The organism is Bradyrhizobium sp. USDA3516 (assembly GCF_057651995.1).
Map to the genome: position 1 here is coordinate 961,370 of NZ_JBYGYN010000001.1, position 16,976 is coordinate 978,345.

Consider the following 16,976-nt stretch of genomic DNA (forward strand, 5'->3'; position numbering starts at 1 on the left):
ATTCCAAGGAAGCTGCTCCAAACTACAGGAGCGGCTCCCGTCGCAAGGCGTAGTGCACCACGCCTTTGCCGCCTTCGTTTCACGGCTAAGTTACTGACACGAAATAGCATAGCCTTCTTGTCCTGGCCTGCACCCGAGTTGGACGATCCCGCATCGTCTCGTCTTTTCGGACGCCCATGTTGCTCGGCGGATACATTTGCGGGGCTTAGCGCATGACGAAGTTGGACAACGGCGCACCTGACTAGGACTGGGGCGAACAGCCACTCAGCTCCCGCAGAGCGTGCGGCCCTTTACCGCACATGTAGCGCTTGCGCTGCGATCAACTCTGCGGCGGTATCTGGTTACGTCCACAGCTTTGCCGTGCAACGATGTCCAAGGTCGTATTCGCTTCGGATCAGCTTCCCGCGCATCTTGATGAAGGTGCGCGCCAGCGGCTGTGGCTCGACCTGTTCACCGATCATTTGTGCGCGGCAGACATTTCGTTCTTTCCTAATGCGCCGTTTTATTCGCGGTCCGAATTCCTGAAGTTCGGCGATATCGCGGTCAGCCAGCTTGACGCCAATATTCAGACGGCAGTGCGTACCCATCGCCACGTCGAAGCCGATACCCGCGGCGACTACATCATCGGTACCATGCTCAACGGTACGAGTACGCTGATCCAGCAGGAGGGCCGCGAAGCCATTCGCGGCGTCGGGCAGGCGATGCTCTACACCAACGCAGCGCCGATCGCGGCGCAGCACGATGGGCCGGTCGCTATTCGCTGCGTCACGGTGCCCCGCGCGCTGCTGGCCGAGCGGCTGCCGAATTTCGAGGACCTTGCCGTGAAGCCGTTGGCTGCATCGCCGGCCTTGCGTCACCTGGAGCGCTATCTCGCCATCGTCATCGACTCCGATATCGATGCCGACCTCGTGCTGAAGGAGAACATCAGTACGCATCTCATCGATCTGGTCGCGCTGGTCCTCGGCGCCCGCGGCGATTCAGCCGAACTTGCAACTCGCCGCGGCTTGCGTGCCGCGCGGCTGCAGGACGTGATTGCGAATCTCAGGGCGCGTTTCGCCGATGCGTCGTTTTCGCCAGGCGAACTTGCACGCAATTTAGGGCTTTCGCCGCGTTACGTCCAGGAACTGCTCCAGGAGACCGGATCGAGCTTTACCGAACGTGTCACCGAGCTGCGGCTGCAGAAGGCCCGAAGCATGCTCCTCGACTCGCGCTACGACCGATCGAAGATCAGCGATATCGCCTATGCCTGCGGATTCAACGAGGTCTCCTACTTCAACCGCTGTTTCCGCCGCCGCTTCGGAACTTCGCCGAGGCATTATCGCCGCGATGTCGGCGAGTCGAGGTGATCGGACGCGCAGTCCAGCGGTCCGCTGGCTGGCATCCACCGCGCACCATATCACTGAAAGCCCAGAGCCTGCTGCGCAACGGAAGGTTTCCCGGGGGGAGTTGAATGAAGAACGCTAGCCGAATTGTGGCTTCGGTTGGCCAGCGCGCAACCCTTGCCGCCGCCGTCGGCGTTGGGGCAAAGTGACGGCAAACAGGGAGGTCAGCATGTCACTGCTCGGCGAGGCCGCCGTCGCGATGTGGTGGAGCGTTCGTCCCGAGCAGCGCAGCGAGTTCGGCGACTGGCATTCGCACGAGCACTTTCCGGAGCGGATGAGCATTCCCGGCTTTCGGCGCGGATCGCGCTGGAGCAGCACGACGGATGCCGAGGGCTTCTTCGTACTCTACGAGCTGGAGCGATACGAGGTTCTCACGTCCAAGGGATATCTCGACCGACTCAACGCGCCAACGCGGTGGTCGACGAAGATGATGCCGCATCATCTCGGCATGGTGCGCAGCCAGTGCCGGATCGCCGCGAGCTTTGGCGGCGGCATCGCAGGCGCGCTCGCCACCATCAGGCTGTCGCCGCTCTCGGGGCGTACCGCCGAGTTACAGGCCCACCTTCGCGATACGCTTGGCGCTCTCGCCTCGAAGCCGGGGCTGACCGGCGCCCACCTCCTGCTGACCGATACGCCCAGGACGAGTTCGCCCACCACTGAACAGCAGATCCGCGGCAATGACGGTGCCGCCGACTGGATCATTCTGGTGTCGGGTTACGACATCGATGCGGTTGACGCCGTCATCGCCGGACAGCTCTCGCCGCCATCGCTTCAAAGCGCGGGCGCGCAGGATGGTCCGACGCTCGGCCGCTACAGGTTAGCGTTCACGATGACACCGAATGACGTTGCAACATAGGCCCAGCCGATCAAGAGCGCGCCGCTGCTTCGCGAAGAGCTTCTCCGCCGCGGCTTGAAGTTGGCGCCCATCGTTTGGTCACAGACCGAACAATGAGCGCCTCCTGAACTCATTTGGGCGTCGAGCTCTTCTTGGAGGATTGTCCACCTGGGGCGCTGCTGCCTGAGCCGTCCGTGGTGCCGGCGGAGGACGTGCCGGTCGTCATCCCGCCTTTGGTTTTGTCATTGTTCTTCGTGCTGTCGCTGGTTCCGCCCACCCCGGCTTGTGCGCCTCCCTGCTGCTGACTGGGTTGCGCCATTGCGGTGGATCCCATCATCGCGGCGATCACTGCGCCCAGCATGAGCTTCTTGATCATCTGACCGTCTCCTGTTCTGATCGCGAACAACAAGCCACCGCGCTCTGTGTTCCTCACGTGCCGCGGTTAAACCTGAACAGAACTTCCGCGCTCCGCGTCCTGCGCAGGCAGGGCTCTCGCATATGGCTTGTCGCGGCGGCCTGCGTGCACGCCTCGTCCTTCGAGACGGCGCTGACGCGCCTCCTCAGGATGAGGCTCATCAGCGTCAGAGCGCGTTGAAACTGCTGCCGCGCACTCCCCTCATCCCGAGGAGCCCGCCCAAAGCGGGCGTCTCGAAGGATGGCCACAGGTGAGGTCACTTCCATATGCGATTGCCCTCCTCTGCGCAGACGGGACGTGCATCAGGCCCGACTGGCGGGCGGGCTCGCGACGTCGGCCCGCCCCTGCGACAAATAATCTGCAATACGCATGTCGGATTGGCGGCTTGCCCGTCGTCCTCGTGACATGAATGGGCCATAGAGGCCAGCTCGGGCCCATCAACAATGAGGATAACAACCATGCCCAGCACTGTCCGCCTGCACCGCGTTCTCGCCACCAGCCCGGAGAAGGTCTATCGCGCCTTCCTGGAAGCCGATGCGATGGCGAAATGGCTTCCGCCGAACGGCTTTACTTGCACGGTGCATCATTTCGAGCCCAAGGTCGGCGGCACGTTCAAGATGTCGTTCCGGAATTTCACGACGGGCAACAGCCATTCGTTCGGCGGCGAATATCTCGAGCTCGTGCCGGGCGAACGTCTCCGCTACACCGACAGGTTCGACGACCCCAATCTGCCCGGCCTGATCGAGGTGACCGTGGTGCTGAAGAAGGTCTCGGTTGGCACCGAGATCGACATCACGCAGGCCGGTATCCCCGACGTCATTCCGCCGGAGGCGTGCTATCTCGGCTGGCAGGAATCACTGCGCAATCTGGCGAAGCTCGTCGAGCCGGAGATCAACCAGTAGCGACCGCATCAGCATCGTAGGCGGACAAAGCGACTTGTCCGCCGTAGCTCGAAGAGCGAAGGCGGAAGCGTGCCCACCAACGGTCTCTCAACCTCGCAAAGATGGTGGGCACGGCGCGCGAAGAGCGCGCCTTTGCCCAAGCTACGGTGTTCGATCGATGCACGCAGACCTATTCACCTCGTCATTGGGAGACACCCGCGCAAACGACTCGCATCGAGCCGTTACACGCCCTTTGCAAGCCCGCCTGCCGTCCAGCGGTCGGGATCCGGACTGTGCCCGATCAGCGCCAGTCCATAGGCGATCGACTCGAACTGTTCGCCGGACATCAGCCGCTCGTTGCCGAAGCGGTCGGCGAACAATTTCCGGACCGCAGGCACGAACGAGGTGCCGCCGGTCAGAAACACCTTCTCCACCTCGCGCGAGGCGATACGTGCCTCGGCCAGCACCTTGTCGACGGTGGCCCCTAACCGGGCGATGTCGTCGGCGATCCAGGATTCGAATTTCTTGCGCGTGACGGTTGCGCCGATGTCGACGCCGCCGCCGTTGAAGCGGAAGTCCACCTCGTCCTGCGCCGAGAGCGCGACCTTGGCGTCGGACACCGCGCGGTACAGCGCAAAGCCGAGGTCGAGATCGACGATGGTGATGAAATCCTCCAGCAGCTCCGGCTTCAGCGCGGTGCGCTGGAGCTCGCGGAGCTCGCGCAGATCGCCGTTGCTCTTCATCATCGCGAGCTGGTGCCAGCGCGCCAGGTTGGTGTAATGGCCGCTGGGGACCGGCAGCACCTTGTCGAACGAGCGGAAGCTGGAGCCCTTGCCGAGCCTGGGCGAGACGATGTGGTCGACGATGCGATAATCGAAGGTGTCGCCGGCGACGCCAATACCGGCGTGGCCGAGCGGCTCGGCGCGAAGGACGCCGCCCGCACGCGAGAAACGCATCACGGAAAAGTCGCTGGTGCCGCCGCCGAAATCGGCGACCAGCACGGTGGCATCGCGCTCCAGCCTGCGGGCGAACGAGAATGCCGCGCCCACGGGCTCGTAGACATAGCGCGCGTGGCCGGCGCCCAGGCGCTCGAACGCGGCGCGGTAGCGCTGCATCGCCAGCGCCTCGTCGGGATTGCCGCCGGCAAAGCGCACCGGCCGGCCGACCGTGATGTTCGCGGCGTCGAAGCCGAACTTGCCCCCGCCGTGGCGCGCCAGCGTGCGCAGGAACGCCGCCAGGATGTCCTCGAACTTGTAGCGCTGCCGGAACACTTGCGTGGTGTTGAAGCTCGAGCTCGCGGCGAAGGTCTTGAAGGATTGCAGGAAGCGGTAGACGTGGCGTCCTTCGAGGAACTGCTCGATCGCCCATGGCCCGCCCTCGGCCTGGGCACCGGCGCCCGGCCGGTCCTCCCAGAAGCACAGGGCCGACACGTAGACGCTGTGGCGTTGCCCGCCATGGTCGAAGCGAATGGCCTCGACCCGGCGGTCGTCCGCCGCCAGCGCGACGACCGTGTTGCTGGTGCCAAAATCGATGCCGATCGAGACGGCGGGCGAGGCGCTCGACATGAACCACTCTGACGGTTGATTGGATGAAGGGGGGCGGACCACTAGCCGCTTTGCGTGGGCCTGCCAAGGGCCCGTTGCTGCAGTGCGGTCGAAACGTCAACATCTGGGTAGGCGATCTACCCGTCGCCACAAATAGCTTCCGGTCCTGTTCACAGTACCGGCAATTAGGGCCGAGACGGCTCCGTTAACCCGGTATTATGCTGCGATGCGAAGGCTTCCATGCTGCTATGCAAACAAACTCATGGCTTTTTGGCATCTGGTATACATAAATTGAGTTTCGAAGACCGGACGGCGACTCCCAGCCCCGGCAAGAAAGGAAAGACCGATGTCCAAGACCGCTTCCGTCGCCCTCGCGCCCTCCAGTTCCCTGCTCGCCCGTCTGGTGGCCGCGATCGACCGCCTGTTGATGGCGAGCGCCCAGATTTCGCTTCGCAACGGCGACCTGCCCCGTTTCGGGCTGTAAGAAAGGCTGGCGCCCACCGCGCAGGGCTGGATCGCAGACCCTAAGACCCCCAATTTTTGATCAAATGGCCCCGCATGTCGGGGCCGTTTTCATTTGATGGCGCGCCTCGCGCGCCATCACAGCTGCGACGATTCGTCCACCCCTGGGCGCGCCGATCCGATTGTTGCCCTCTGGCATCTAGCATACCATTCGACCAGAAAGACCGTTTGAAACAATCAGAGATATAAGGCCGGGGAGGACGTAGCGCGGCGGGAGCAGCCGAGGGGCACATTTGCAGCAACCTTGGCCAAGGCTTAGCCGAAAGGAGCGGATGCCGCGCGTTGTCCCTGCTCATAAGTTTCCACCGGGACTGCCATGGAAGAATCGGCCACAAGGGCGACACCAGGCATCTGAATCGAGATGGGCTGACGCAAGCCGACAAAGATCGGCTGCGTTGAGGGTTCGACAGGGAGTGAAACAAGATGAAGCCATTCGTTCTGAATGTCGCCTTGGCGGCAATGGTGATGTCGTGCGCGAGCAGCACTGCAAGCCGAGCCGCCTGGGAGCCGGTCCGTCCGGTCGAGTTCATCGTGCCCGCGGGCACCGGCGGCGGCGCCGACCAGATGGCCCGCACCATCCAGGGCATCGTCACCAAGCACAATCTGATGAAGCAACCGCTGGTCGTCATCAACAAGGCCGGCGGCGCGGGCGGTGAAGGCTTCCTCGATGTGAAGACGTCGGCGAACAATCCGCACAAGATCATCATCACGCTGTCGAACCTGTTCACGACCCCCCTGGCGACGGGCATCCCGTTCAACTGGAAGGATCTGACTCCGGTCGCCATGCTGGCGCTCGACGAGTTCGTGCTCTGGGTCAATACCGAGAAGCCGTACGGCTCCGTCAAGGACTACATCGAGGCCGCGAAAAAGGCGCCAAGCGGCTCATTCAAGATGGGCGGCACCGGGTCCAAGCAGGAAGACCAGATCATCACGGTCGGGATCGAGAAGGCGATCGACGCCAAGTTCACCTACATCCCCTACAAGGGCGGCGGCGAAGTCGCCGTGCAGCTGGTCGGAAATCACGTCGATTCAACGGTGAACAATCCGATCGAGGCGGTCGCGCAATGGCGCGGCGGCAAGCTCCGTCCGCTCTGCGTGTTCGACGCCCAGCCGATGGCCTATGACGAGCCGATCGCCGACGGCAAGGCCTGGAAGGATATTCCGACCTGCAAGTCGCAGGGCCTGGCGATGGAATATCTCATGCTGCGCGGCATCTTCATGTCGCCCAAGGCCACGAAGGACCAGGTCGAGTATTACGTCGAGCTGTTCAAGAAGGTGCGCGCCACGCCGGAATGGCAGGACTTCATGAAGAGCGGCGCCTTCAACACGACCTTCCTGACGGGCGCTGATTACGCCAAATGGATCGAGGCGGAGGAGAAGCGCCACCAAGACCTGATGAAGGAAGCCGGCTTTCTCGCATCGAATTGAGCCTGACATCGATGAGAGTCGGGGATGCTGCGCGTCCCCGGCCGGCAGCGACTGCGAAAGACTGCATTTCCGCCTGGAGGCCTCATGACTGAACGATCCAGATCCGACGCAGGCCCGGCGCACAAGACGCTGGAAATCGGCATGGCGCTGCTGATCGGCGTGTTCGGCCTCATCGTGATCTTCGGCAGCCTGAAGGCCGGCATCAACTGGGGCGCAGAGGGGCCGCGCGCCGGCTTCTTTCCCTTTTACGTCGGCGCGGCAATCGTCGGTGCGAGCGCCCTCAATCTCTGGCATGCGCAGCGTGACGACGATGGCCGGCTATTCGCAGAATGGGGGCAGCTGCGCCAGGTCATGAGCGTCGTGGTGCCGACCGCGATCTATGTCGGCTCGATGCCGTTTATCGGCCTTTACGTCGCCTCGATGGTGTTCATCGCCTGGTTCATGCGCTGGCTCGGCGGCTATCGCTGGCTGACCGTCGCCGCGGTGGCGGTCGGCATGCCGCTCGTGACCTATCTGGTTTTCGAGCGCTGGTTCCTGGTCCCGCTGCCCAAGGGGCCGCTCGAGGAATGGCTCGGCCTTTGAGACCCATGCATTCATTCAATTGCTGCTGCAGGACGTTTTGACATGGAAGAGTTGGCCAATCTGTTTCACGGCTTCGCGGTCGCCCTGCAGCCCTACAACATCATGCTGATGGTGATCGGCATCGTGCTCGGGGTCATCATCGGCGTGCTGCCGGGGCTCGGCGGCGCCAACGGCGTCGCGATCCTGCTTCCGTTGACCTTCAGCATGCCGCCGACGTCGGCGATCATCATGCTGTCCTGCATCTATTGGGGCGCATTGTTCGGCGGCGCCATCACCTCGATCCTGTTCAACATCCCCGGCGAGCCATGGTCGGTGGCGACCACCTTCGACGGTTATCCGATGGCGCAGCAGGGCAAGCCCGGCGAAGCCCTGACCGCCGCCTTCACCTCCTCCTTCGTCGGCGCGCTGTTTGCCGTCGTCATGATCACGCTGGTCGCGCCGCTGGTCGCCGGCTTTGCGCTGCGATTTGGGCCGGCGGAAAAATTCGCGGTGTATTTCCTCGCCTTCTGCTCCTTCGTGGGCCTCAGCAAGGAGCCGCCGTTCAAGACCATCGCAGCGATGATGATAGGCTTTGCGCTCGCGGCCGTCGGACTGGACTCGATCACCGGGCAATTGCGGCTGACCTTCGGCGTCACGGAACTGCTCAACGGATTCGACTTCCTGATTGCCGTGATCGGCCTGTTCGGCATCGGCGAGATTCTGCTGACCATGGAGGAAGGGCTTGCCTTCCGCGGCGGCAATGCCAGCATCAACCTTCGTGTCGTGCTCCAGACCTGGCGCGAGCTGCCCGCCTATTGGATGACCTCGCTGCGGTCCTGCCTGATCGGCTGCTGGATGGGCGTCACGCCGGCCGGCGCAACGCCCGCCTCCTTCATGAGCTACGGCATCGCCAAACGCCTGGCGCGACGCGGCAACAATTTCGGCAAGGGCGAGATCGAGGGCGTGATCGCGCCGGAGACGGCCGCCCATGCCGCCGGCACCTCAGCGCTGCTGCCGATGCTGTCGCTCGGCGTGCCGGGCTCGCCGACCGCCGCCGTGCTGCTCGGCGGATTGCTGATCTGGGGCCTGCAGCCCGGGCCGATGCTGTTCGTCGAGCAGAAGGAATTCGTCTGGGGCCTCATCGCCTCGATGTATCTCGGCAATCTCGCCGGCCTCATCGTCGTGCTCACCTGCGTGCCGATCTTCGCCGCGATCCTGCGCGTGCCGTTCGGCATCATCGCCCCGCTGATCCTGGTGCTCTGCGCGATCGGCGCCTATTCGGTGCACAACAGCACCTTCGACGTGATGCTGATGCTGGTGTTCGGGGTGCTCGGCTATCTCCTGAAGAAGTGCAATTACCCGCTCGCGCCGCTGGTGCTCGCCATCGTGCTCGGCGACAAGGCCGAGGAAGCCTTCCGACAATCGCTGCTGGGCTCGCAAGGCTCGCTCGGGGTGTTCTTCTCCAACGGCCTCGTCAGCACAATCATGGCGCTCGGCCTGGTCGCCCTGTTCTGGTCCGCGATCCAGGAAGGTTACAGCCGGCTGCGCACGTCGATGGCGTGAGGCAGGATCTGCGCAATCCGCATCGGTGCGGACGCCAAATTGCCGCAGGACTGACTTCTGGAATATAGAATTCCAGGAGTGGCGCGTCGGTAGACGCCCCGCGCGCCCTCGCCCCGTGAGCAGCGCGCAGGCAGAAAAACCTCCGAGAGCGCAACTGCCAGCAGAGTTCTCGGCTACACGCCGAGACAATATAAACATCGTAAAATCAATATCTTACATAGGTAAAGCCCGAGCCGGCGGCGACCCTGGCAACAATTCGGGCTTTACAATCCCGGGGCTATGGCGCATGTGCACAAGCCTGCGCTATTTCGCCGCACCCTCCCGTCCTCGCTTGAATCTTGGCATATTGCATACCAGAGTGCGCGCCAGCGCATGCATAACAATGATGGGCGCGTTCGGGAGGGTTTTTGATGACGGACATGGTGCAGTCGGCAGCAGCGGCCCCGAGTGCCGCGCGTGTAAGCGATGCCTATCGCTGGGCGCAATTGGCGATCGGCGTGGCGGCGATGGTGATGATCGCCAACTACCAATATGGCTGGACGTTCTTCGTCCCCGACATCCAGAAGACATTCGGCTGGGATCGCGCCTCGATCCAATGGGCCTTCACGCTCTTCGTGTTGTTCGAGACCTGGCTGGTGCCGGTCGAAGGATGGTTCGTCGACAAATACGGCCCGCGCATTGTGGTGCTGGTCGGCGGCGTGCTTTGCGCCATCGGCTGGGCCATCAACGCGCAGGCGACCTCGCTGAACGGCTATTATCTCGGCATGATCATCGCAGGCATCGGCGCCGGCGGCGTCTACGGCACCTGCGTCGGCAACGCGCTGAAATGGTTTCCGGACAAGCGCGGTCTGGCGGCCGGCATCACGGCAGCCGGCTTCGGCGCAGGCTCCGCGCTGACCGTCGCGCCGATCCAGGCCATGATCAAGGACAGCGGATTCCAGACCACCTTCCTCTATTTCGGCCTCGGCCAAGGCATTATCATCTGCATCCTCGCCTTCTTCCTGCTGGCGCCGAAGGCAGGCCAGGTGCCGAACGTGGTGGCGAATGCCAATATCATCCAGACCCGGCGCAACTATCAGCCGACCGAAGTGCTGCGCCAGCCGATCTTCTGGCTGATGTACTTCATGTTCGTGATCGTCGGCGCGGGTGGACTGATGGTCACCGCGAACCTGAAGCCGATCGCGGTCGACTGGAAGGTCGATAGCGTGCCGGTGACGCTGATGGCGGTGACGATGACGGCGGTGACCTTCGCGGCCACGATCGACCGCGTGCTCAACGGCCTGACGCGTCCGTTCTTCGGCTGGATCTCCGACATGATCGGCCGCGAGAACACGATGTTCATCGCCTTCGGCATGGAAGGGTTCGGCATCTGGATGCTCTACCTCTGGGGCCACGATCCGGTCTGGTTCGTGCTGCTCTCGGGCTTCGTGTTCTTCGCCTGGGGTGAGATCTACTCGCTGTTCCCCTCGACTTGCACCGACACGTTCGGCGCCAAGTTCGCGACCACCAATGCCGGCCTGCTCTACACCGCGAAGGGCACCGCTGCGCTGCTGGTGCCGATCGCCAACTACATGCAGCAATCGTCGGGCACCTGGGACGCCGTGTTCATCATCGCGGCCGGCGCCAACATCCTGGCTTCGGTGCTGGCGATCGCGGTGCTCAAGCCCTGGCGCAAGGTCGTGGTCGCGAAGTCGACGATCTGACCGGCGGACAGTTCAACAAGCACGACGCCCGGCCTCACGGCCGGGCGTTTTCTTTGGCGATCGCCGCATCGCCTCGCCGGGACGCCCGGCCGACCCACCAAGGCGTGATAAGTTAGGGCTTGCAATCTGGAATTTCGTATACCAATTTCCCTCTGCGACGATAAGCCACAATACTAGCGACATCAGGTCATCTTGCGATCCTGTGTCACAGACAATCAGGCGCGTTGGGAGGTTCTCGATGATTTCCAGCACGGACGGCGCCGTGACCGCTGCGCCGCTTCGCACCGGCTTCCGCTGGCTCCAGCTCGGAATGGGCATCGTCTGCATGGCGATGATCGCCAATCTGCAATATGGCTGGACGCTGTTCGTCGATCCGATCGATGCCGCCCACCACTGGGGACGCGCCGCAATCCAGCTCGCCTTCACCGTCTTCGTCGTCACCGAGACCTGGCTGGTGCCGGTCGAGGCCTGGTTCGTCGACAAATACGGCCCGCGCCTCGTCATCATGTTCGGCGGCGTGATGATCGCGCTGTCCTGGATCCTCAACGCCTCCGCCGATAGCCTCACGCTGCTTTATGCCGCGGCGATCGTCGGCGGCATGGGAGCGGGCGCCGTGTACGGGACCTGCGTCGGCAACGCACTGAAATGGTTTCCCGACCGCCGCGGCCTCGCGGCGGGTGCGACCGCCGCCGGCTTCGGCGCGGGTGCCGCGATCACCATCGTGCCGATCGCGAGCATGATCGCCTCGAGCGGCTATCAGCACGCCTTCCTCACCTTCGGCATCGGCCAGGGCCTCGTCGTGTTCGTGCTCGCCTTCTTCATCCAGCCGCCGCGCCTCTCCATTCCGCCCAAGAAGAAGCAGCTCAACCTGCCGCAGACCAGGATCGATTTCACTCCGCCGCAAGTGCTGCGCAGCCCTGTTTTCTGGGCGATGTATCTCGTCTTCGTCATGGTCGCTTCAGGCGGCCTGATGACTGCGGCGCAGATCGCCCCGATCGCGCACGACTTCGGGATTGCCGACACGCCGGTGACGCTCGCCGGCTTTCAGATGGCGGCGCTGACCTTCGCGATCTCGCTCGACCGCATCCTCGACGGATTCGGGCGTCCCTTCTTCGGCTGGGTCTCCGACACGATCGGCCGCGAGCCCACCATGTTCATCGCCTTCGGCACCGCGGCCTTGATGCTGCTGACGCTCTCGGCCTATGGCCAGGTGCCTGTCGTCTTCGTGCTGGCCACCGCGGTCTATTTCGGCGTGTTCGGCGAGATCTATTCGCTATTCCCCGCGACCTGCGGCGACACCTTCGGTGCGAAGTTCGCAACCACCAACAACGGCATGCTCTACACCGCGAAGGGCACGGCCTCCCTGCTCGTCCCGCTCGCGAGCGTGATCTCGACCGCCTATGGCTGGAAGGCCGTGTTCGTGGTGGCGGTGGCGCTGAACGCCACGGCGGCGCTGATGGCGCTGCTCGTGATCAAGCCGCTGCGCCGCGCCTTCATCCTCGGCCAGGAAGCCGAGCGCACGGAGACCGCAAGCGGAACTGCCGAGACGGCATAAGGCGCCGCACCTTGCCGGCTTGCGAAGGGGCGCAGCGATGCGCCCCTTTCTTTTTATCGCGGCGATAACGTCAGTACGCCTGTCGCAAGATTTTTCGGATCCCCCAAATCCAGCGCTTGACGATTGGCATTATGTATACCACACTTCCTCACCACTCACCCAGGGAGGTTGCAATGCTGGTCGGAGACATTCTGCGCAAGAAGACGCCGCGCGTTGTCACGGTGCGTATGAACGAAACCGTGGGAATCGCGGCAAAGCTGATGCGCGCCAACAATATCAGCGCGCTGGTGGTCAAGGACGTGGTCCGCTCCGAGGGCAACACCGCGGTCGGCATGTTTACCGAGCGCGACGTGGTGCGCGCCGTCGCCGAGCACGGCGCGGGCGCCGTCAACGTCAAGGTCTCCCAGCTGGTGTCGGTGCAGCAGCTGGTGTCCTGCACCTCCACCGATACGATCGAGCACGTCCGGCATCTGATGAACCGTCATCACATCCGCCATCTGCCCGTGATCGACGATTACAGCCTCGTCTCCGTCATCAGCATGCGCGACATCGCCGCTGCCGTTGACGAGGCTCTCAACGGCGCGCCGCAAGCGGCAGCCTAAAAAGCGGCAAAGCTCCCCCTGCGACTACCGGCCCCGGCTCGGATCCCTCCGAGCCGGACCGGATCTTTCGTCCCCAAATCCGGTCTCTGCTCGCGAGGACTTCATGAAGATCTGCATCTACGGCGCCGGCGCGATCGGCGGATATCTCGGGGTTCAGCTCGCCCGCGCGGGCGCCGACGTCAGCCTGATCGCGCGCGGCGCGCACCTTGCCGCCATGCGCGAGCGCGGCCTGACGCTGCTCGCGGGCGAGGAAACGCACACCGTGCATCCGCGCTGCACCGATGACCCCACCGATCTCGGCGTGCAGGACTTCATCATCATCACGCTGAAGGCCCATTCGATCACCGGCGTAATCGAAAAGATGCAGCCGCTGCTCGGACCTCACACCCGCATCGTCACCGCCGTCAACGGCATTCCCTATTGGTACTTCTACAAGCACGGCGGCCCATACGAGAACGCGACGCTGGAGAGCATCGACCCCGGCGGCCGGCAGTGGCGCGAGCTGGGGGCCGAGCGCGCCATCGGCTGCATCGTCTATCCCGCCACCGAGATCGAGGCGCCAGGCGTGATCCGCCACGTCTACGGCAACAACTTTCCGCTCGGCGAACCCTCGGGCGAGATCACCTCCGACGTGCAGCGCCTCGCCGATCTCTTCGTCGCCGCCGGCCTGAAAGCTCCCGTGCTCGACCGCATCCGCGACGAGATCTGGCTGAAGCTCTGGGGCAATGTCTGCTTCAATCCGATCAGTGCACTGACCCATGCCACGCTCGACGTGATCTGCACCGATCCCGCTACGCGCGCGCTGTCGCGCGCGATCATGGTGGAGACGCAAGCCATCGCCGAGAGCTTCGGCGTCAAGTTCCGCGTCGACGTCGAGCGCCGCATCGAGGGCGCGCGCAAGGTCGGCGCGCACAAGACTTCGATGCTGCAGGACCTCGAGCGCGGCCGCCCGATGGAGATCGATCCGCTCGTCACCGTGGTGCAGGAGATGGGCCGGCTCACCGGCATCCCGACGCCCGCGCTCGATTCGGTGCTGGCCATGGTGACGCAGCGCGCCCGCATCGCCGGTCTCTATGACGGCGTCTCGACACCGGCTGATCCGCGCGCACTGGCGGTGGCGTGATGACGAGCGTGACCAAATGGCTGCGCTTCCGCCATGCCGGCACGACGGGCTTCGGCACGCTGACGCCCTCCGGCATCACCGTGCACGAGGGCGAGATGTTCGGCCGCAATGCCAGCACCGGCAAGACACTCGCGCTGTCGGAGGTCGAGCTGCTTGCGCCCTGCGCGCCCAGCAAGATCGTCGCGCTCTGGAATAATTTCCACGCGCTCGCGGCCAAGCTGAACCAGCCCCAACCGCCGGAGCCGCTGTACCTGCTCAAGGCCACCACCAGCATCGCCGCACCCGGCGCCGTGATCCGCCGCCCCTCTTACTACGACGGCAAGACGACCTATGAGGGCGAGCTCGGCATCGTCATCGGCAAGGCCTGCGCCCGCGTGTCGCCGGGCGAAGCGGATGCCTTCATCTTCGGCTACACCTGCGTCAACGACATCACCGCCAACGACATCCTGACGCGCGACCCCACCTTCGCCCAATGGGCCCGCGCCAAGGGCATCGACGATTACGGCCCGTTTGGTCCTGTGATCGCGACCGCTCTCGATCCGGCAAAACTCACCGTGCGCACCATCCTCAACGGCGCTGAGCGGCAGAACTACCCGATCTCGGACATGATCTTCAGCGCGCAGGAGCTGGTGAGCAGGATCTCCCACGACATGACCCTGCTGCCGGGCGACCTCATCGCGGTCGGCACCTCGGTCGGCGTCGGCGTGATGAAGGAGTCCATCAACACGGTCACCGTTGCGATCGACGGCATCGGCGAGCTCACCAACGAGTTTCGGCTGTAATCTTTCGCCGCCGCAGCGCAGCAAAATTGATCTCGCGCAAATCGGCCGTCGCGGCAGACGCTATCCTTCCGGCAAAAATCAATTTCTGATGCAAGGGAGGATGCACATGTCGAATGCCGGCAACGCACTTCTGTGGACGGTGCTGTACTTCGCTCTCTCGTTCGCCGCGATCTTCGTGGTCTGGTTTGCCGACAAGATGCGGTCGAACTTGCTCGGCAAGCAATAGCCCCGGGGCAGGTTGGTTCGTCTTGGCGCTGGCGGCTGGCCTGGGTGCAAGCGGGCCGGCACAGCGACGTGCGAGCCATCTTGGGATCTGTCCGCAGCGCCTGGCGTTGGCGGAATCCGGCGCCGCTCGCCCTCTGGGCAAGCACAGCGCGCCCCCCCTGTCAGCATCAAGCCGAATTTCGGCATAATCCGGCTTCCTCCCCGCACGCCCCGGGCCCGAGCCGGCTGTGGATCGTCCGGCCACAAACGTCCCGCGTCGCCCCGGCCTCTTGATCTCGGTTCCGCTCTTCAATAGCAACACAGGATATTGTGCGCCGGCGTGAGGAATTCACGATGTGGCTGTTTTTCCTGGTTGCCTGGGTCGCCCTGCTCGCCGTCATCGCAGTGTTTGCCCAGCAGGCGTTCGGTTACGACGTCGCCCACCTGCCCGCCTGGTTCGCGGGCCTGTCCGTGCCGCAGCGCATTGCCTCCGGCGCAATCCCAATCCTTGCCCTGGCACTGATCGCCGGCTCCGCCTGGCAGCACTCGCGGCAGGACCGCAGCGTGAAGACGCTCCGCGACCGCCTCAGGAAGACCCGCGAGGACGTCGTGGTCGCCCACGCCCTGCAGAACCACCTCGATGCCACCGTCCAGCATTTGATCGAGAGCGATCCCCGGGAAGCGGTCTCCGCCCTCCACGACAAGCTGGGCGAGACCGAACGGCGCGCCCTGCTCCAGCAGGGCCGCAACGAATCCACCGACATGCACGACCAGCTCGCCGAAATCCGCCGCCGCCAGCAGGAGCTGCGCGAGATGGTCGGCAAGGTCGCCGAGCAGCGCCGTGCCATCGAGCCTGTTTTCACCGAGATCCGCGACCGCCAGAACCAGCTCGAACGCTCCCTGCACGACCTCGAGACCGACGACCGCAAGAACAATCTCGCCGACCGGCTCAAGGACATCGCACGGGACGTCTCAACGCTGCTGACACGGGTGAGCACGGTCCAGGAGACGTTTGCGACGCTCAACCGGTACAAGGAGGATCTGGCGAGATCTCACGCGGAGCTGGCGCCGCTGCGGTCGACGGAGGCCGGCATCAACGCCCTGATCGGCGAGCTCAGCCTCAGCCATGACAGCCTCGCCAAGAGTCTCGACGGGCTCGAGGGCGGCGAAGCGCCGCTTCCCACCCGTGTGGAGACGCTGTCGAAGAACAAGACCGAGATCGAGCAGCGCCTCGCCCGCATCGACGACAATTTCAACATCCTGAAGGCCATCCGGCTCGATTTCGAGGAGCTCGGCCAGCGCCAGGCCCAGCTCGCGCGCGCGCTCGCCGATGTCGAGACCGATGCGGACGGCAAGACGCTGGCCGATCGCCAGAACGCGCTGAACGATTTCGTGCTGCAGTCGCGCCAGCGCCTCGGCGCGCTGCAGGAGACGCTGGCGACGCTGAACGCCTTCAAGGCCGAGCTGTCGAAGTCGCAGGCCGATCTCATCCCGCTCAAGGCGCCGGTGTTCGGCATCGAGGCCATGATCGCCGAGGTCGGCGCCACCCGCGATCTCCTGGAAAAAACCGTCAGCGAGATCGAGGCGAGCGCCGGCGTGACGCTGGCCTCGCGCCTCGACATGCTGACAAAGAGCAAGCGCGAGGTCGAAGACCGCCTCGCCCGCGTCTTCGAGAATTTCAACGCGCTCGATGCACTTCGCAAGGACATCGGCGGCATCTTCGCGACGATCAGGAACAGCTTGAACCGGATCGGGTGAATCTTTCGCCGACCGGCCGCAGCATCGGTCGCGCTCGGAAACATCCAGACACATCACATTTCCGCGCGCCCGATCAATGCCGCCAACATGTCCCGTGCCTGCCGCACTGTCGTCGCAT

15 protein-coding genes are annotated in these 16,976 nt (G+C 64.0%); 13 read left to right on the plus strand and 2 right to left on the minus strand.

The genetic code is table 11. The features are described 5' to 3' along the window. Positions 1 to 308 precede the first annotated feature (308 nt). Both AC24YW_RS04660 and AC24YW_RS04665 read left to right on the plus strand, forming a co-directional pair. Positions 309 to 1,346 carry an AraC family transcriptional regulator gene (locus tag AC24YW_RS04660; RefSeq protein ID WP_487481601.1) on the plus strand — a complete coding sequence of 346 codons (1,038 nt, stop codon included), beginning with the start codon at positions 309 to 311 and terminating at the stop codon, positions 1,344 to 1,346. A gap of 205 nt (positions 1,347 to 1,551) precedes the next feature. After that, entirely contained in the window at positions 1,552 to 2,238 is a 687-nt protein-coding gene (locus AC24YW_RS04665; RefSeq protein WP_487481602.1) for a hypothetical protein, read from the plus strand. Positions 2,239 to 2,347: 109 nt separating this feature from the next. Here AC24YW_RS04665 and AC24YW_RS04670 read toward each other — a convergent pair whose 3' ends face one another. Then, positions 2,348 to 2,593, minus strand: coding sequence for a hypothetical protein (locus AC24YW_RS04670; protein ID WP_487481603.1), 246 nt, complete (start codon positions 2,591 to 2,593; stop codon positions 2,348 to 2,350). A 497-nt stretch (positions 2,594 to 3,090) separates the two neighbouring features. Here AC24YW_RS04670 and AC24YW_RS04675 point away from each other — a divergent pair, with 497 nt between their 5' ends. Next, positions 3,091 to 3,534: an SRPBCC family protein gene (locus tag AC24YW_RS04675; RefSeq protein ID WP_487481604.1), complete on the plus strand. Its 444-nt coding sequence runs from the start codon at positions 3,091 to 3,093 to the stop codon at positions 3,532 to 3,534. A gap of 221 nt (positions 3,535 to 3,755) precedes the next feature. Here the strand turns inward: AC24YW_RS04675 and AC24YW_RS04680 are convergent, their stop codons facing one another. Further along, on the minus strand, positions 3,756 to 5,078 hold the full coding sequence (locus AC24YW_RS04680) for an Hsp70 family protein (RefSeq protein WP_487481605.1): 1,323 nt from the start codon (positions 5,076 to 5,078) through the stop codon (positions 3,756 to 3,758). A gap of 325 nt (positions 5,079 to 5,403) precedes the next feature. Between AC24YW_RS04680 and AC24YW_RS04685 the strand changes: the two genes are divergently transcribed. From AC24YW_RS04685 to AC24YW_RS04730, 10 genes are all read left to right on the plus strand, one after another. Continuing rightward, a complete protein-coding gene (locus tag AC24YW_RS04685) occupies positions 5,404 to 5,541 on the plus strand; it encodes a hypothetical protein (protein ID WP_487481606.1) in 138 nt (45 codons plus the stop codon). Between the two features lie 461 nt (positions 5,542 to 6,002). Next, positions 6,003 to 7,007 carry a Bug family tripartite tricarboxylate transporter substrate binding protein gene (locus AC24YW_RS04690; RefSeq protein WP_487481607.1) on the plus strand — a complete coding sequence of 335 codons (1,005 nt, stop codon included), beginning with the start codon at positions 6,003 to 6,005 and terminating at the stop codon, positions 7,005 to 7,007. A gap of 84 nt (positions 7,008 to 7,091) precedes the next feature. Next, positions 7,092 to 7,589, plus strand: coding sequence for a tripartite tricarboxylate transporter TctB family protein (locus AC24YW_RS04695; RefSeq protein WP_487481608.1), 498 nt, complete (start codon positions 7,092 to 7,094; stop codon positions 7,587 to 7,589). A gap of 42 nt (positions 7,590 to 7,631) precedes the next feature. Next, positions 7,632 to 9,131: a tripartite tricarboxylate transporter permease gene (locus tag AC24YW_RS04700; RefSeq protein ID WP_487481609.1), complete on the plus strand. Its 1,500-nt coding sequence runs from the start codon at positions 7,632 to 7,634 to the stop codon at positions 9,129 to 9,131. Between the two features lie 410 nt (positions 9,132 to 9,541). After that, entirely contained in the window at positions 9,542 to 10,834 is a 1,293-nt protein-coding gene (gene oxlT / locus AC24YW_RS04705) for an oxalate/formate MFS antiporter (protein WP_487481610.1), read from the plus strand. Between the two features lie 238 nt (positions 10,835 to 11,072). Then, positions 11,073 to 12,389 carry an oxalate/formate MFS antiporter gene (gene oxlT, locus AC24YW_RS04710; protein ID WP_487481611.1) on the plus strand — a complete coding sequence of 439 codons (1,317 nt, stop codon included), beginning with the start codon at positions 11,073 to 11,075 and terminating at the stop codon, positions 12,387 to 12,389. 173 nt (positions 12,390 to 12,562) lie between these two features. Continuing rightward, positions 12,563 to 12,991 (plus strand): CBS domain-containing protein, encoded by a 429-nt coding sequence (locus AC24YW_RS04715; RefSeq protein WP_487481612.1) that lies wholly within the window; start codon positions 12,563 to 12,565, stop codon positions 12,989 to 12,991. Positions 12,992 to 13,094: 103 nt separating this feature from the next. Continuing rightward, positions 13,095 to 14,114, plus strand: coding sequence for a 2-dehydropantoate 2-reductase (locus AC24YW_RS04720; protein ID WP_487481613.1), 1,020 nt, complete (start codon positions 13,095 to 13,097; stop codon positions 14,112 to 14,114). Next, complete coding sequence (locus tag AC24YW_RS04725) at positions 14,114 to 14,896, plus strand: fumarylacetoacetate hydrolase family protein (RefSeq protein ID WP_487481614.1); 783 nt, start codon at positions 14,114 to 14,116, stop codon at positions 14,894 to 14,896. The genes AC24YW_RS04720 and AC24YW_RS04725 overlap by 1 nt, the downstream gene beginning before the upstream one ends. Positions 14,897 to 15,454: 558 nt before the next feature. Continuing rightward, complete coding sequence (locus tag AC24YW_RS04730) at positions 15,455 to 16,858, plus strand: hypothetical protein (protein WP_487481615.1); 1,404 nt, start codon at positions 15,455 to 15,457, stop codon at positions 16,856 to 16,858. Positions 16,859 to 16,976: the final 118 nt, after the last annotated feature.

Bases quoted from the DNA above. Each gene is read 5' to 3' on its own strand.
- AC24YW_RS04665 (WP_487481602.1), top strand. From the start codon at position 1,552: ATGTCACTGCTCGGCGAGGCCGCCGTCGCGATGTGGTGGAGCGTTCGT.
- AC24YW_RS04670 (WP_487481603.1), bottom strand. From the start codon at position 2,593: ATGATCAAGAAGCTCATGCTGGGCGCAGTGATCGCCGCGATGATGGGA.
- AC24YW_RS04675 (WP_487481604.1), top strand. From the start codon at position 3,091: ATGCCCAGCACTGTCCGCCTGCACCGCGTTCTCGCCACCAGCCCGGAG.
- AC24YW_RS04680 (WP_487481605.1), bottom strand. From the start codon at position 5,078: ATGTCGAGCGCCTCGCCCGCCGTCTCGATCGGCATCGATTTTGGCACC.
- AC24YW_RS04685 (WP_487481606.1), top strand. From the start codon at position 5,404: ATGTCCAAGACCGCTTCCGTCGCCCTCGCGCCCTCCAGTTCCCTGCTC.
- AC24YW_RS04690 (WP_487481607.1), top strand. From the start codon at position 6,003: ATGAAGCCATTCGTTCTGAATGTCGCCTTGGCGGCAATGGTGATGTCG.
- AC24YW_RS04695 (WP_487481608.1), top strand. From the start codon at position 7,092: ATGACTGAACGATCCAGATCCGACGCAGGCCCGGCGCACAAGACGCTG.
- AC24YW_RS04700 (WP_487481609.1), top strand. From the start codon at position 7,632: ATGGAAGAGTTGGCCAATCTGTTTCACGGCTTCGCGGTCGCCCTGCAG.
- oxlT (WP_487481610.1), top strand. From the start codon at position 9,542: ATGACGGACATGGTGCAGTCGGCAGCAGCGGCCCCGAGTGCCGCGCGT.
- oxlT (WP_487481611.1), top strand. From the start codon at position 11,073: ATGATTTCCAGCACGGACGGCGCCGTGACCGCTGCGCCGCTTCGCACC.
- AC24YW_RS04715 (WP_487481612.1), top strand. From the start codon at position 12,563: ATGCTGGTCGGAGACATTCTGCGCAAGAAGACGCCGCGCGTTGTCACG.
- AC24YW_RS04720 (WP_487481613.1), top strand. From the start codon at position 13,095: ATGAAGATCTGCATCTACGGCGCCGGCGCGATCGGCGGATATCTCGGG.
- AC24YW_RS04725 (WP_487481614.1), top strand. From the start codon at position 14,114: ATGACGAGCGTGACCAAATGGCTGCGCTTCCGCCATGCCGGCACGACG.
- AC24YW_RS04730 (WP_487481615.1), top strand. From the start codon at position 15,455: ATGTGGCTGTTTTTCCTGGTTGCCTGGGTCGCCCTGCTCGCCGTCATC.